The sequence below is a fragment of the Xanthobacter autotrophicus genome (genome assembly GCF_029991245.1).
Classification (GTDB): Bacteria; Pseudomonadota; Alphaproteobacteria; order Rhizobiales; family Xanthobacteraceae; genus Xanthobacter; species Xanthobacter autotrophicus_C.
Map to the genome: position 1 here is coordinate 17,776 of NZ_JAIVFO010000044.1, position 13,754 is coordinate 31,529.

General features: G+C 67.4%; 12 protein-coding genes and 1 tRNA gene. 2 read left to right on the plus strand and 11 right to left on the minus strand.

What is annotated here, in order from left to right; all coding sequences use genetic code 11:
* Positions 1-5: 5 nt before the first annotated feature.
* On the minus strand, positions 6-770 hold the full coding sequence (madM, locus tag K9U41_RS09860; protein ID WP_282640665.1) for a malonate transporter subunit MadM: 765 nt from the start codon (positions 768-770) through the stop codon (positions 6-8).
* Positions 771-779: 9 nt separating this feature from the next.
* Positions 780-1,205, minus strand: a complete 426-nt coding sequence (gene madL / locus K9U41_RS09865) for a malonate transporter subunit MadL (RefSeq protein ID WP_282640666.1) — start codon at positions 1,203-1,205, stop codon at positions 780-782.
* Between the two features lie 211 nt (positions 1,206-1,416).
* Here madL and K9U41_RS09870 point away from each other — a divergent pair, with 211 nt between their 5' ends.
* Complete coding sequence (locus K9U41_RS09870) at positions 1,417-2,100, plus strand: GntR family transcriptional regulator (protein WP_282640667.1); 684 nt, start codon at positions 1,417-1,419, stop codon at positions 2,098-2,100.
* A 609-nt stretch (positions 2,101-2,709) separates the two neighbouring features.
* Here the strand turns inward: K9U41_RS09870 and K9U41_RS09875 are convergent.
* The 9 genes from K9U41_RS09875 to pdxY all read right to left on the minus strand — a co-directional run bounded on the left by K9U41_RS09875 (position 2,710) and on the right by pdxY (position 12,498).
* A tRNA-Lys gene (locus K9U41_RS09875) sits at positions 2,710-2,785 on the minus strand.
* 133 nt (positions 2,786-2,918) lie between these two features.
* The gene (locus K9U41_RS09880; RefSeq protein ID WP_282640668.1) at positions 2,919-4,418 is read right to left on the minus strand and encodes a tripartite tricarboxylate transporter permease; all 1,500 of its coding nucleotides are present in this window, start codon (positions 4,416-4,418) and stop codon (positions 2,919-2,921) included.
* 11 nt (positions 4,419-4,429) lie between these two features.
* On the minus strand, positions 4,430-4,891 hold the full coding sequence (locus tag K9U41_RS09885) for a tripartite tricarboxylate transporter TctB family protein (RefSeq protein WP_282640669.1): 462 nt from the start codon (positions 4,889-4,891) through the stop codon (positions 4,430-4,432).
* Between the two features lie 299 nt (positions 4,892-5,190).
* A complete protein-coding gene (locus K9U41_RS09890) occupies positions 5,191-6,177 on the minus strand; it encodes a tripartite tricarboxylate transporter substrate binding protein BugD (protein WP_282640670.1) in 987 nt (328 codons plus the stop codon).
* A 407-nt stretch (positions 6,178-6,584) separates the two neighbouring features.
* The gene (locus tag K9U41_RS09895) at positions 6,585-8,168 is read right to left on the minus strand and encodes a 2-isopropylmalate synthase (protein WP_282640671.1); all 1,584 of its coding nucleotides are present in this window, start codon (positions 8,166-8,168) and stop codon (positions 6,585-6,587) included.
* Positions 8,169-8,667: 499 nt separating this feature from the next.
* The gene (locus K9U41_RS09900; protein WP_282640672.1) at positions 8,668-9,411 is read right to left on the minus strand and encodes an NUDIX hydrolase; all 744 of its coding nucleotides are present in this window, start codon (positions 9,409-9,411) and stop codon (positions 8,668-8,670) included.
* The gene (locus K9U41_RS09905; RefSeq protein WP_282640673.1) at positions 9,408-10,502 is read right to left on the minus strand and encodes an alkene reductase; all 1,095 of its coding nucleotides are present in this window, start codon (positions 10,500-10,502) and stop codon (positions 9,408-9,410) included. Before K9U41_RS09905 ends, K9U41_RS09900 begins: the two co-directional genes overlap by 4 nt.
* Positions 10,503-10,640: 138 nt before the next feature.
* Positions 10,641-11,537 carry a PhzF family phenazine biosynthesis protein gene (locus K9U41_RS09910; protein WP_282640674.1) on the minus strand — a complete coding sequence of 299 codons (897 nt, stop codon included), beginning with the start codon at positions 11,535-11,537 and terminating at the stop codon, positions 10,641-10,643.
* 112 nt (positions 11,538-11,649) lie between these two features.
* Positions 11,650-12,498 carry a pyridoxal kinase PdxY gene (gene pdxY / locus K9U41_RS09915; RefSeq protein ID WP_282640675.1) on the minus strand — a complete coding sequence of 283 codons (849 nt, stop codon included), beginning with the start codon at positions 12,496-12,498 and terminating at the stop codon, positions 11,650-11,652.
* 217 nt (positions 12,499-12,715) lie between these two features.
* Between pdxY and K9U41_RS09920 the strand changes: the two genes are divergently transcribed.
* Positions 12,716-13,702: a polysaccharide deacetylase family protein gene (locus K9U41_RS09920; protein WP_282640676.1), complete on the plus strand. Its 987-nt coding sequence runs from the start codon at positions 12,716-12,718 to the stop codon at positions 13,700-13,702.
* Positions 13,703-13,754: the final 52 nt, after the last annotated feature.

Sequence of the window (13,754 nt, forward strand, 5' to 3'; positions counted from 1 at the left end):
TCCGGTCACCAGGTGATGGCCTTGACGGCGAGATAGAGGACGGAGGGTCCGAGGAGGCAGCCGAGGCCGGTGTGGAAGGTGGCCACCAGCGCGCCATAGGGCACGAGCTTGCGGTCGGTGGCGGCAAGGCCGGCGCTGACCCCGCTCACCGTGCCGGCGAGCCCGCCGAACACCATGGCCGATTGCGGCGTCGACAGCCCCATGAAGCGGGCGAAGACGGGGGTGAACACCATCACCATGATGGCTTTCACCACCCCGGTGGCGATGCTGAGGGCCATGACGTCCGACGAGGCGCCGATGGCTGCCCCGGTGACGGGCCCGACAATGTAGGTGACCGCGCCGGCGCCGATGGTGGTGAGCGCGATGGGGTCGGTGTAGCCGAACGACCAGGCCACCAGCACGCCGATGATGAAGGGCAGCACGGTGCCGAGCAGCAGTGCGATGACGCCGAGCCAGCCGGCCTTCTTCGCCTCGTCCACATGCACCTCGCTGGCGGTGGCGACGATGGTGAAGTCCCGCATCATGGCGCCGCCCATGAGGGCAAGGCCGCTGAAGGTGGCGATGTCCGCAAGGCCCTTGGCCTTGCCGGTCACGGCGCCGCCCCAATAGGCGAGCGCGAGGCCGCCGAGCACCGCGATGGCGGAGCCCGCCACGCGCCCGCCGGTCAGGTGGCGGCCGATCTGGTTCGACACCCAGATCACCACGCCGACGAAGGCGAAGGCGGTGATCAGCGGATTGTCGGCGATGGTCTTTTCCAGCATGTGCAGCATGGCGCGCTCCTACCGGGACTTGAGGGCGTCGGGGGCGGAGGCGAGCGCGGCCGATGCGTCGGCCTCTTCCGGCGATGCGTGGCGCTGCATGGAGCGGTTGATCAGCGCCACCACGCCGAAGCACAGCAGGAAGGAGCCCACCGCGCTGAGGAGGGCGATGGGGCCGCCCTTGATGGCGACGACCACGTTCTGCGTCGCGGCCATGGCCACCACCACGGGGATGTACATCATCGCCCAGAAGGTCACGCCCTTCTCGGTGTCGGCCGGAAACAGGCCCTTCGTCTTGAGAAAGTGCTGGGCCGCAATGAGAAAGATCATGGCGATGCCCACGCCGCCCACATTGGCCTTGACGCCGATGAGCACCGCGATCGCCTCGCCCACCCATATGCCCGCGAGGTAGCACGCCGCCAGCAAGGCGGTTCCAAAAATGACCATTGATGTTCCTCCCTCTGCCTTCATTGCGGCCAGGCGATCACAGCCTGCCGCGTCTCGGCGCCGGCCCACGAATCCTGTATGGGCAGTCACGGTACGCAGATGACTCTTTTACGCATTCTTATGATGCTATTTCTGTATACAGAGAAGGCCATTGAGAATTTGGTGTCAAGGTGTATCTATGCAGAAGCCGTTTTTTTGGGATTCGACGCACGTGGACAGCGGACAGGTGCACCCCAGCAGCCTTTCGGAGCAGCTGCGGGAAGACGTCGAGGAGCAGATCGTCACCGGCGCCTACGGGCCCGGTGCGCGTCTCGACGAGGTGGAGCTTGCCGCCGCCTTCAACGTGTCACGCACGCCGGCGCGGGAAGCGCTGATCCAGCTCGGGGCGGCGGGCTTCATCGAGAAGCGACAGCGCAAGGGGTGGGTGGTCGCCGAGATCCCCGCCAACCGGCTGTGCGAGATGTTCGAGGTGATGGCCGAGCTTGAGGCCATGTGCGCGCGCCTTGCCGCGCGCAGAGGGACGGAAGCCGAGCACCAGGCTATCCTCGCGGCCCACGAAGCCTGCAGGCAGGCCTGCGAGGCCAAGGATCCGGACGCCTATTTCCGGCTGAACGAGGAGTTCCACTTCGCCATCTACAACGCCAGCCAGAACCAGTTCCTGATCGATCAGGCGCGGGTGCTGCAACGCCGGCTGCGGCCATATCGCCGCCTGCAGCTGCGCGTGCGCTCGCGCATCGGCAAGTCGTTCGAGGAGCACGAGGCCATCGTGAAGGCGATCATGGCGGGCGACGCCGATGCAGCCTCGGCCCTGCTCAAAGCCCATGTGGTGGTGCAGGGTGAGCGCTTCGCGGACCTCGTCGCCTCCCTGGAGGCCTGCAAGCGGGCGGCGCAATAGATCTCTTCGGCGGTCCAGGGAAATGCTGGTTCAGCAAAATCCGCTGGCGGCTTTGGGGCCTCTGCGCACAGGCTCGGACGTCTCGTCGAAGATTGCCTCAAATGGCATCCCATTTCGACAGGCTCGCCGTCGTGCCCTCCACATTTTTGGACAGGTCAGCCACGGTGGCAGCGGATTTGACTACGCTCAGCCCAAGGCTGAGAGGGCTATCCCTGCCACACCACATGACATCAGGATCGCGCGCATCCCGAGCCTGAGCCGGAACATGGCGAGCATGGCTACGACGGACAGCGTGGCCACACGCCAGTCGATGAAGGAGGACACGGGAAGGTTAGGCCCGATGCCGTGCCCCTTTTGCTTCCGAACGGCACCGGCGTGGTCCACGAAGGTAAGGCCGCGCCAGTGCTGACCGGATGGTTCGCTTCCGCGATGGCTCCAGGCGAGTCACGAACAAATCGTCCCTCGTCCAAGCCATAGCCGAATGCAGATTATTTAGTGGAGACACGCACCCAATGCGGTCAGATCGCAGACTTCGGCGAAAACCGGTGCGAAAACCGTTTCAGTTCTCGAAACTGAAACGGTGAAACCGCCTTAAGTCTTTGATTTAAGTGGTGGGCGCACTAGGGCTCGAACCTAGGACCCGCTGATTAAGAGTCAGCTGCTCTACCAACTGAGCTATGCGCCCGTTCCTGGGGTGCCCCCGGAAGGAGGCGTCCGTGTAGCAAATGCGTTCGGGGCTGGCAAGAGCGGGAGGGACGGTTTTTCCACAGGCACGTCGCGCCCGCTGCGGAAGTGCGCCCCTCCCCTCGTCCTCCCGGCTATTCCTTGAAGGCCTCCTCGCGGGTCTTCTGCACCGAAGGCAGCAGCACGACCACCAGCGCCGCCAGCGCCAGCCCCAGCAGGATCGCGGAGATCGGCCGCGTCACGAACACCAAGGGATCGCCGCGCGAGATCAGCATGGCGCGGCGCAGATATTCCTCCAGCATGGGGCCGATGACGAAGCCCAGCAGCAGCGGCGCCGGCTCGCAGTCAAGCTTCACCAGCGCGTAGCCGAGCACCCCGAACAGGGCCATGGAATAGACGTCGAACGTATTGTTGTTCACGCTGTAAACACCGATGCAGCAGAACGCGATGATGGCCGGGAACATCACGTGGTACGGCACGGTCAAGAGCCGCACCCACAGCCCGATCAGCGGCAGGTTCAGCAGCACCAGCATGAAATTGCCGATCCACATGGAGGCGATGACGCCCCAGAACAGGTCCGGCTTCTCGGTGACCACGTTCGGCCCGGGCGTGATGCCCTGGATGATCAGCGCGCCGATCATCAGCGCCATCACCGGGTTGGAGGGGATGCCCAGGGTCAGCATGGGGATGAAGGAGGTCTGCGCGCCGGCATTGTTGGCGCTCTCCGGCCCGGCCACGCCCTCGATGGCGCCGCGCCCGAACTCCCGCGGGGTCTTCGAGATCTTCTTCTCGATGGAATAGGACGCGAAGGAAGACAGCATCGCCCCGCCGCCGGGCAGGATGCCCAGGAAGGAGCCCAGCGCCGTGCCGCGCAGCACCGGGCCGATGATGCGCTTGAACTCGTCCTTCGTCAGCATCAGGCTCTTCACCTTGGCCGCCACCAGCGAGCGCTGGTGCTCGTCCTCCAGGTTGCGGATGATCTCGCTGATGCCGAACATGCCCATGGCGAGGGCCACGAAATCGAAGCCGTCGGAAAGCTCGGGCAGGTCGAAGGTGAAGCGCGGCGCGCCGGTGTAGATGTCCTGCCCGGACAGGCCCAGCAGCAGGCCCAGCACGATCATGGCGATGGCCTTCACCACCGAGCCCGACGCCAGCGTCACCGAGGCGATGAGGCCGAGCACCATCAACGAGAAATATTCCGGCGGGCCGAACTGGAGCGCCAGGTCCGCCAGCGGCGGGGCGAACACCGCGAGCAGGAAGGTCGCCACCGTGCCGGCGAAGAACGAGCCGAGCGCCGCCGTGGCCAGCGCCGCCCCGGCGCGGCCCTTCCGCGCCATCTGGTGGCCGTCGATGGCGGTCACCACGGAAGACGATTCGCCCGGCAGGTTGATGAGGATGGCAGTGGTGGAGCCGCCATATTGGGCGCCGTAATAGATGCCCGACAGCATGATCAGCGCCGACACCGGCGGCAGCCCGAAGGTGATGGGCAGCAGCATGGCGATGGTGGCGATGGGCCCGAGGCCCGGCAGCACGCCGATGAGGGTGCCGAGCAGCACCCCCAGGAAACAGTACAGGATATTCTGCAGCGAGAGCGCGACCGAGAAGCCGAGGGCGAGGTTGTCAAAGAGTTCCATGGTCGTCCCCCTCAGTAGCCGCCGAGCCACGGGCCGAGCAGCGGCAGCGGCAGGCCCAGGCCCTTGATGAACACCCCCCAGGCGAACACCGCCATCGCCGCCGTGATGGCGAAAGCGGTCACCACATGGAACTTGCGGCTCGCCAGCGCCGAGACGAACACCGAGATGGCGAGCGCCGGCAGGAAGCCGAGCGGGCGCACCGCGAAGCCGAAGAACAGGACGGCGAAGGTGATGATGCCGAGCGCCCGCCAGGCGATGCCGCTCGGCATCTCGCCGGGAAAGCGCAGGCCGTTGACGAGCACGATCAGCCCCAGCCCCCCCAGCAGGATGGCAAGCAGCAGCGGGAAGAAGCCCGGCCCCATGCGCACCGCGGTGCCCATGGGCAGTTCCTGCGTCTGCCAGGCGAACAGCAGCGCAAGGACGATGAACAGAAGGCCCGAAAGGACGTCCCTGGGATTGCGGATGATGTGCATGAGCCCCTCGCGGCGGCGTGGAAGGTGAGGGTGCGGCCGGGCACGCGGATGCCGGGACGGGACCGCCCGGAGGAGCTTCCACCGGGCGGAACGTTCGGCGGCCGGTCCGGCCGTCTGTTCTTGTTGGGTTCTGGCCGGTCGGCGCCGGCCTTCAGCGTCGGGGGCTTGATCCGGGCGGCGACTGCGCCATCTGCCGGAAGACTCCGGCTTGGAGCACCGATCAGATGGCACCGCAATCTGATCGGGTGTCGCGTTCTCTTGCCTCTGACGCGTGCTCTTGCCTGAGGTTTGGAGGCCGATCAGTCGGCGTAGACGCCGGCGGACTGGATGATGGGCTTCCACTTGGCGATCTCGGCGATCACGAAGTCCTTGTGGAAGGCCGGGCTGCGGCGGTCCTTGGGCTCCGGCTCGGTGCCGAGGTCGGCGAAGCGGGCGATCACCTTGGGATCATCCAGCGCCGTGCTGATGGCGGCGTTCAGCTTGTCCACGATGTCCTTCGGCGTGCCCTTGGGCACATAGACGCTGTGCCAGACCGCCACCTCGAAGTCCTTGAGGCCGCTTTCCTGCATGGTGGGCACGTCGGGCAGCGACGGCACGCGGTCCTTGGTGGTGACGCCATAGACCTTCACCTTGCCGCCCTTGATCTGGCCGGTGGTGTTGGTGGTCTGGTCGCACATGAGGTCGATCTGGCCGCCCACGAGGTCGTTCATGGCCGGGCCCGTGCCCTGATAGGGGACGGTGGTCATCTGCGCGCCCATGGAGGACATCAGCAGCATGCCGCACAGGTGCGAGGCCGAGCCGACGCCCGCATTGCCGTAGGTCACCTTGTCCTTGTTCACCTTCACGAACTCAACCACCTCGGCCATGGTCTTGGGGGCGAAGCCGTTCTTGGCGATGAGGGTCATGGGCACGGCGGTGACGAGGCCCACCGCCTCGAAATCGGTGGCGGGGTTATAGGGCAGCTTGCGGTAGAGGCTGGCGGCGGTGGCGTGGCCGATATGGTGGAGGAGGATCGTGTATCCATCCGGCGCGGCCTTGGCCACCTGGCCCGCGCCACGGGTGCCGCCGGCGCCGCCCACATTCTCCACGATCACCTGCTGGCCGAGCGACTTGGACATGGATTCGGCTACCAGCCGGGCCACCGTGTCGGTGGGCCCGCCGGCGGCGAAGGGCACCACCATGGTGATGGGACGGCTGGGATAGGCCTGGGCGCCGGCGACGGTGGCCGTTCCGGTCGAAAGTCCGAGCGCGGCCGCGAAGGCCAGCGCCGCTGACAGAATGCGCATCGGGTTTCCTCCTTGAGGGCGTTTCTGACGAACACCCTTCTCTCTTTTGAAGGTCGCGTAGCGGCAAGCGTCAAGTCCGAAATGGAGGTAACCTACCCATGAGGATGCCGCTCCGGCATCGAGACCGGCGCGAGACCTGCCGCCACGGCGCCGGAGCGCACCGCACAATCTGGACCAATGCATTGGAATGGATCGATATTGTTGCCACCGTCATGCGGCAGCGCAATGTATGAATCCGGACCGAAGGCGTCGTGCAATTTTCGCGGCGCCGGGCCTGCGCCGGGCACGGCGCACCGGCGGCGAATCCTGTTTGCGCCGTCTCGCCGGCCAAAGAAAAAAGGCCGCCCAACCGGGCGGCCTTTCCAATTGGGGCAGCGACGTGCTGTCTCTTACGATGGAGCGCCGGATCAGCCGACGGCGCTCTGCGGGTTCATGGTCTGGCGCTTCATGTGCAGCTTGTTGAGCGCGGTGATGTAGGCCTGCGCGGAGGCGACCAGCGTATCCGGGTCCGCCGCCCGGGCGGTCACGGCCTTGCCGTTCTCTTCCAGCCGCACCGAGACTTCCGCCTGGGCGTCGGTGCCCTCGGTCACGGCGTGGACCTGGTAGAGGTCGAGCTTCACCTGGTGGGGCACCAGCGCCTTGATGGCGTTGAAGGTGGCATCCACCGGGCCGTTGCCCTCGGCCTCCTCGGTCTTCACCACGCCGTCCACCTCCAGCCGCATGGTGGCGCGTTGCGGCCCGCGGGTGCCGGCGATGACCGACAGGGAGATGAGCTTGATGCGATCGTAGGCGGCGGCGATGCCCTGGTCCACCAGCGCCTCGATATCCTCGTCGTAGACCACCTTCTTGCGGTCGGCGAGGTCCTTGAAGCGGGTGAAGGCGTCGTTCAAGGCATTCTCGCCCAGTTCGTAGCCCATGGTCTTGAGCTTGTCGCGGAAGGCGGCGCGACCCGAATGCTTGCCCATGACCAGCGAGGTCTTGGAGACGCCCACGCTTTCCGGCGTCATGATTTCATAGGTCTGGGTGTGCTTGAGCATGCCATCCTGGTGGATGCCGCTCTCGTGGGCGAAGGCGTTCCGGCCCACGATGGCCTTGTTGTACTGCACCGGGAAGGAGGTCACCGCCGACACCAGCTTGGAGGCGCGCGTCAACATCCTGGTGTTGATGCCGGAGCGATAGGGCAACACGTCCGAGCGGGTCTCGATGGCCATCACCACCTCTTCGAGCGGCGCATTGCCCGCGCGCTCGCCGATGCCGTTGACGGTGCATTCGATCTGCCGCGCGCCGCCGGCAAGGCCAGCCAGCGAATTGGCCACCGCCATGCCGAGGTCGTCGTGGCAATGCACCGAGAAGATGGCCTTGTCCGAGTTCGGCACGCGCTCGATCACAGTGCGGAACAGGGCCTGGTACTCGGCCGGGGTGGTGTAGCCCACGGTGTCGGGGATGTTGATGGTGGTGGCGCCGGCCTTGATGGCGGCTTCCACGCAGCGGCACAGGAAATCGATCTCGGTGCGGGTGCCGTCCTCGGACGACCACTCCACGTCCTCCACATGGTTGCGGGCGCGGGTGACGGAGGCCACCACCATCTCCAGCACCTCGTGGGGCTGCTTCTGGAGCTTGTACTTCATGTGCACCGGCGAGGTGGACAGGAAGGTGTGGATACGCCCGCGCTTGGCATGCTTCACCGCCTCGGCGCAGCGGTCGATATCGTTGAGCGCGGCGCGGGAGAGGCCGGCGATGGTGGCGTTCTTCGCCCGGCGGGCGATCTCCGCCACGCTCTCGAAATCGCCGATGGAGGCGATGGGGAAGCCGGCCTCGATCACGTCCACGCCCATCTCGTCGAGGAGCGCGGCCACTTCCAGCTTCTCCTCGAAGGTCATGGAGGCGCCGGGGCACTGCTCGCCGTCGCGCAGGGTGGTGTCGAAGATGATGACGCGGTCTCGGTCGGATACGGGCTTCCCGGAGACGGGGGCAGAGGAAGTGTCGGTCATCGGAACGGTCCTTCTGGCGGTCCGGCGGGGCCCTTCATCGGTCGGGCGCGGTTTTGCCGGATCATAAGCCGAAACGGGCGCCGGGTCTTCAACCCGGCGGCGGCGTGTCCCCTGAGTGCCCAGGCAAAGCCCGGCCGGCCCTCAGGGGCGGCTAAGGAGAAGGAGCGCGCGCAGAATCAGAGCGTTGCCCGGAACCATGAGGGTCCGGGGGGCAGAAGCGGCAGTCTTGGTCGCACGGGACGACACGGGGCGCTCTACTCTTCGCTCGATAGATCGGGAGGAAGCTCATACCGGAGGGAGGGCGCGGGCGCAAGGGGGCACGCGTGCCCCGGCCGACTGCAGCGATCAGCACAAGGAGAGCCGGGGCTTAAGCGCAAGACGCCGCCGCAAGCGCTTCCTGACCCAGCGACGGCGGGGTTCCGCCTGCTGCGCAGGATCTTATCCTGGATGACGGATCGGCGCTCCGGCTTTGCCGTCGCTGGTCCGGCAAACGGATCGCCTACCCCCGCTCCGCCCAGCGCGCCCGCATGTAGTCCACGGCGAACGGCGCCATCTGGGGAGTGATGTCGGCCTCGGAATGCACCACCGCCACGTCGCACAGCTCCGGCTGCTCCTCCCGCGCCAGGAAGGCGCGGATGCGCGCCGCCAGAGCATCGGCCGGGGCGTCGAAGACCAGGCGGCCCAGCAGCGCCACGCGCGGGCCGTCGAACAGGCCGGTGAAGCCTTCGTCGCGGGCGATGTCGGCGGGCACAAGGCCGGTCTCCTCCTTAAGCTCGCGGAGCATGGAGGCATGGAGGTCCACCCGGCCGTCGGCGGTGATGTCGGACGGGTCGGGGGTGCCGCCGGGAAAATAGGTGCGTCCGGCCGAAGCGGTGTGCGCCCCCATCACCCCCAGGATGAAGCCGCCGTCGGCGCCCTCGATGGCGGCGAGCGCGAAGGCGTTCACCATGCCGAGGTCGCGCCAGCCTTGGTCGCGCCAGAAGGTGAAGGCGGCAAAATCGGTCTGCCGGAAGCCGCCGGAGAGCACACCCTCGGCGAAGGCATAATCGCGCAGCAGCAGGATGGGGCCGTTCCACAAATGCGGATTGTCCGCCGCCCTTTGGGCGAAATGGGCCTCCACCTCGGCGCGGCGGGCGTCCATCTCCGGCCAGCCGCCCCGGTCGGCGCGGAACTCAAGCCGATGGACCGGCGCGATGCGCCGGTCCACGTTCCATTTGAAACCCCAGCCGGCGTCGGTGGTCACGCCGCGGCGTCCGCGAGGGTGGGATAGTCGGTATAGCCCTTGGCGCCGCCGCCATAGAAGGTGTCGCGGTCGGGCTCGTTCAGGGGCGCAGCGCGGTGCAGGCGCTCCACAAGGTCCGGATTGGAGATGAACGGCTTGCCGAAGGCCACGAGGTCGGCCTTGCCCGCGCCGATCACGCTCTGGGCCAGCTCCAGGTCGTAGCCGTTGTTCACCATCCACGGGCCGGTGAAGCGCTTGCGCAGCTCCTCGAAGGAGAAGTCCGGCGCCACGTCGCGCGGGCCGCCGGTGGCGCCTTCCACCACGTGGATGTAGAGCAGGTGGCGCTTTTCCAGCTGCTCCGCCACGTGGTTGAAGAGGGCCTGCGGGTTGCTGTCGCTGATGCCGTTGGCCGGCGATACGGGCGAGAGGCGCAGGCCGGTGCGGTTGGCGCCGATCTCGGCGACGATGGTGTCCACCACCTCCAGCAGGAAGCGGGCGCGGTTCTCGATGGAGCCGCCGTAATCGTCGGTGCGCTGGTTGGCGCCATCCTTCAGGAACTGGTCGATGAGGTAGCCGTTGGCGCCGTGGATCTCCACCCCGTCGAAGCCGGCGGCGATGGAATTGGCGGCGGCGCGGCGGTAATCCTCAAGAATGCCGGCGATCTCGGAGCGCTCCAGCGCGCGGGGCTCGGAGGTGTCGGCGAAGCCGTTGTTCACGAAGGTCTTGGTCGCGGCCGGGATGGCGGAGGGCGCCACCGGCGCACCGCCGTTCGGCTGCAGCGAGGTGTGCGAGACCCGGCCCACGTGCCAGAGCTGGATGACGATGCGCCCGCCGCGCGCATGCACGGCGTCGGTCACGGCCTTCCAGCCCTCGACCTGGGCGTCGGTGTAGATGCCGGGGGTGTCCTGATAGCCTTGGCCCTGCTGGGAGATCTGCGAGGCCTCGGTGATGAGCAGGCCGGCATCGGCGCGCTGGGCGTAATATTCAGCCGCCAGCGGTCTCGGCACGAAGCCGGCGCCGGCGCGATTGCGGGTCAGGGGGGCCATGACGATGCGGTTGGGCAGGGTCATGTCGCCGAGGTGGAAGCTGTCGAACAAGGTGGGCGCGCTCATGAGGATACCCTCCGGAAGAGCCAGTGGGAGTGTTGCGATGCAGCACACATAGGAGCGATCCCGCCCCCGCCAAGGTCAGACTGCACGCTATTCCCCACGTCTTCCGTGAGTTCTGTCAAATCCACATATTGATAAGGCTCAGATGTGGAGCACCCCTTCGGTGATCACCACGGCGGAGCCGCCGATGGTGGCGTCCAGCACCTGGCCGCCCTTCACCGTGAAGCCGAGGTCAAGCCGGCTGGGGCGGCCCATCTCGAAGCCCTGGTCGATGCGCACCTTGTGGTGACCGTCCACCCGGTTCTCGGCGTCGAGCAGGACGCTGGGGAAGGCGGCGGCGGCGGCACCGGTGGCCGGGTCCTCCTCGGTGCCGAGGCCGGGGGAGAACATGCGGGCGCGGAAGTCGGCGTCGCCCTCCTCGTCCAGGGTGTAGAGGTAGAGCGCCTCGCCGAAACCGCCCAGGGAATTGATGAAGGCCGCCTCGTCCGGCCGGGCACGGGCGAGCGCCGTAAGGTTCGCCAGCGGCACGAACAGGAACGGCACGCCGGCCGAGGCCACCACCGGGCGGTGGGCGTCAAAGCCGATGTCGCTCTCATCCAGGTTCAGCGCCTCGGCGCAGGCGGCGCGGGAGATGTCCACTTCCTCCAGCTCGCCCTTGCGCGGCGCGGTGAACACCGCCGCCCCCTTGCGCGAGCCCGCGCCCAGCGTGGTCACCTCGCAGGTGACGGTGCCGATGGGCTCCTCGATCTTCAAGGTGCCCTTGACCAGCTTGTCTTCCAGCGCCAGCAGCACCGCCGCCCCGACCGTGGGATGGCCGGCGAACGGCATCTCGTGGGCCACCGAGAAGATGCGGATGCGCGCCCGGTTGGCCGGATTCTTCGGCGGCAGCACGAACACCGTCTCGGAGACGTTGAACTCGCGGGAGATCTGCTGCATCGCCGCGTCGTCGAGCCCCTGGGCGTCGAGCACCACGGCAAGCGGATTGCCCCCGAACGGGCGGGAGGTGAACACATCCAGGGTGACGAAGCGGCGCGGCATACGAACAGGTCTCTGCAGGTCTCAGTGGAAAGGTTTCAGTGGCCGCCGCGCGCCTCTGCGCACGGCGTCTTCCGGGTCATGGCAGCCACGGTCTGGCTGCCACATTTTTGCCTCAGATCACCGAGGCGGGAAAGAGCCGGGAGGGCCGCACGAACTCGTCCTGGGCCTCCACCAGCAGCAATTCTCGAGACTGTGCTTTTTCCGTCCGCTCCAGCACCCCGTAAATGGAGGATGCGGCAGCGGAAACCGCCTCACGGGTCGATCCCGTGCGCAGGGCGTGGAAGAAGAACAAAGCGGCGATGGCGTCCCCTGCCCCGTTGAGCGAGACCGCGAGGCGCGGCGTGCGCACCAGGAAGCGCCCGTCCGGCCCCGAGGCGATCAGGTCGATGCAATCGGGCGGCGTCTCCGCCACATTGAGGCTGGTGACCAGAATCACCTTCGGCCCGCGGGCGTGCAGGGCATCGCAGGCGGCGATGGCATCGTCGAGGAAGGCGCAGGCGCGGCCCGAGAGCAGCTCCAGCTCGAACTGGTTGGGGGTGATCACGTCCGCCGCCGGCACCGCCAGATCGCGCATCAGCTCGGGGATGCCCGGGCGCACGAAGATGCCGCGGCCCACATCGCCGATCACCGGATCGCAGCAATAGGCGGCATTGCGGTTGGCCGCCTTCACCCGCGCCACCGTATCGAGGATGGCGGCGCCGATGTCCGCCGAGCCCATGTAGCCGGAGAGCACGCCGTCGCAGCGCGACAGCACCCCGCGCTCGGTGATGCCCTCCACCAGCTCGCCGATGACGGCCGCGTCGAACACCTGCCCCCGCCACGCCCCGTAGCCGGTGTGGTTGGAGAATTGCACGGTGTTGATGGCCCACACCTCCACCCCGAGCCGCTGGAGCGGGAACACGGCGGAGGCATTGCCCACATGGCCGTAGGCGACATGGGACTGGATGGAGAGGAGGTTCATGGGCTTTTGATCCTGCGATCAGGGCCGTCCGATGGTGGGCGCACGCCGTCCCGCCGGTTAGCCTGCCGCCGCGCCCTTCTCAAATGGAATCTGTTGATCCCCGGCCATGCTCGCGCTGATGTTTCCGCGCGCAACAGCTCGTGAGCGGCCCGCTCTGGCCAAGGGCGGCGGACCGGCCTATGCCGAAGCCCGATCCTTCGCACCTGTCGAGCCTGCCGTGTCCGTCCGATCCGCCTTGCCTCTCGCGCTCCTTCTGCTGCCCGCCCTCGTCCATCCGGTACTGGCCGGTCCGGCGGCGGGGCCGGCCTGCTATTCGCCCGCGGCGCTGGCGGCGAGGCCCGGCGAAGAGATCGTGCGCCCGCGCGCCGGCGTGCCGCTGAACCTGCCCGATGTGGCGACGCCCACCCTGCCCCCGGTGCCGGCGGCCCTGCGCGGCTCCATCCGCCGGGTGGAGCTGCCGCCGGGGGAAAAGCTGGTCGCCCTCACCTTCGACCTGTGCGAGGCGTCAGCAGAGATTTCCGGCTACGACGGCGCCCTGGTGGATTACCTGCGGGCCGAAAATGTCGCCGCCACCTTCTTCGCCGGCGGCAAGTGGCTGATGAGTCACGCCGAGCGCGGCGACCAGCTCACCGCCGACCACACGTTCGAGATGGGCAACCACACCTGGTCCCATGCCAACCTCACCGTGCGCACCGGGGATGCCATGCGCCGGCAGGTGGACGACGCGGACGTGGCCCTGGCCCTGCGCCGCACCGAGGTTCAGGCCAAGGGCTGCATGCTGCCGAGCGCACCGGCGCAGGCGACCGGCGGCGCCGCCTTGTTCCGCTTTCCCTACGGCTCATGCAGCGCCGAATCGCTGAATTATGTGAACGACACCGGCCACCTCGCCATCCAGTGGGACGTGGATTCGGGCGATCCCGCCTTCATCGGCGCCAAGGGCATGGCCGACGACATGCTGCGCGCCATCCGCCCCGGCTCCATCGTGCTCATGCACGCCAACGGGCGCGGCAAGCATACCGCCGAGGCGCTCAGGATCCTGATCCCGGCGCTGCGGGCCAAGGGCTACCGCTTCGCCACCGTGAGCCAGCTTCTGGCGGCGGGCCGGCCGGTGATCGCCGACACCTGCTATTCCCTGAAGCCGGGCGACACCCGCGTCTATGACGACGCCGCGCGCACCGGCAAGCGCATCCTGCCGGCGCAATAGGGGGGAGGGGGACATCCCTGTCTCTTATACAGATCTGACGCTGCCGTCGTTA

Excerpts from the sequence above, each read along its gene's own strand:
- madM (WP_282640665.1), bottom strand. The coding sequence starts at position 770 with ATGCTGCACATGCTGGAAAAGACCATCGCCGACAATCCGCTGATCACC.
- madL (WP_282640666.1), bottom strand. The coding sequence starts at position 1,205 with ATGGTCATTTTTGGAACCGCCTTGCTGGCGGCGTGCTACCTCGCGGGC.
- K9U41_RS09880 (WP_282640668.1), bottom strand. The coding sequence starts at position 4,418 with ATGGAACTCTTTGACAACCTCGCCCTCGGCTTCTCGGTCGCGCTCTCG.
- K9U41_RS09885 (WP_282640669.1), bottom strand. The coding sequence starts at position 4,891 with ATGCACATCATCCGCAATCCCAGGGACGTCCTTTCGGGCCTTCTGTTC.
- K9U41_RS09890 (WP_282640670.1), bottom strand. The coding sequence starts at position 6,177 with ATGCGCATTCTGTCAGCGGCGCTGGCCTTCGCGGCCGCGCTCGGACTT.
- K9U41_RS09895 (WP_282640671.1), bottom strand. The coding sequence starts at position 8,168 with ATGACCGACACTTCCTCTGCCCCCGTCTCCGGGAAGCCCGTATCCGAC.
- K9U41_RS09905 (WP_282640673.1), bottom strand. The coding sequence starts at position 10,502 with ATGAGCGCGCCCACCTTGTTCGACAGCTTCCACCTCGGCGACATGACC.
- K9U41_RS09910 (WP_282640674.1), bottom strand. The coding sequence starts at position 11,537 with ATGCCGCGCCGCTTCGTCACCCTGGATGTGTTCACCTCCCGCCCGTTC.
- pdxY (WP_282640675.1), bottom strand. The coding sequence starts at position 12,498 with ATGAACCTCCTCTCCATCCAGTCCCATGTCGCCTACGGCCATGTGGGC.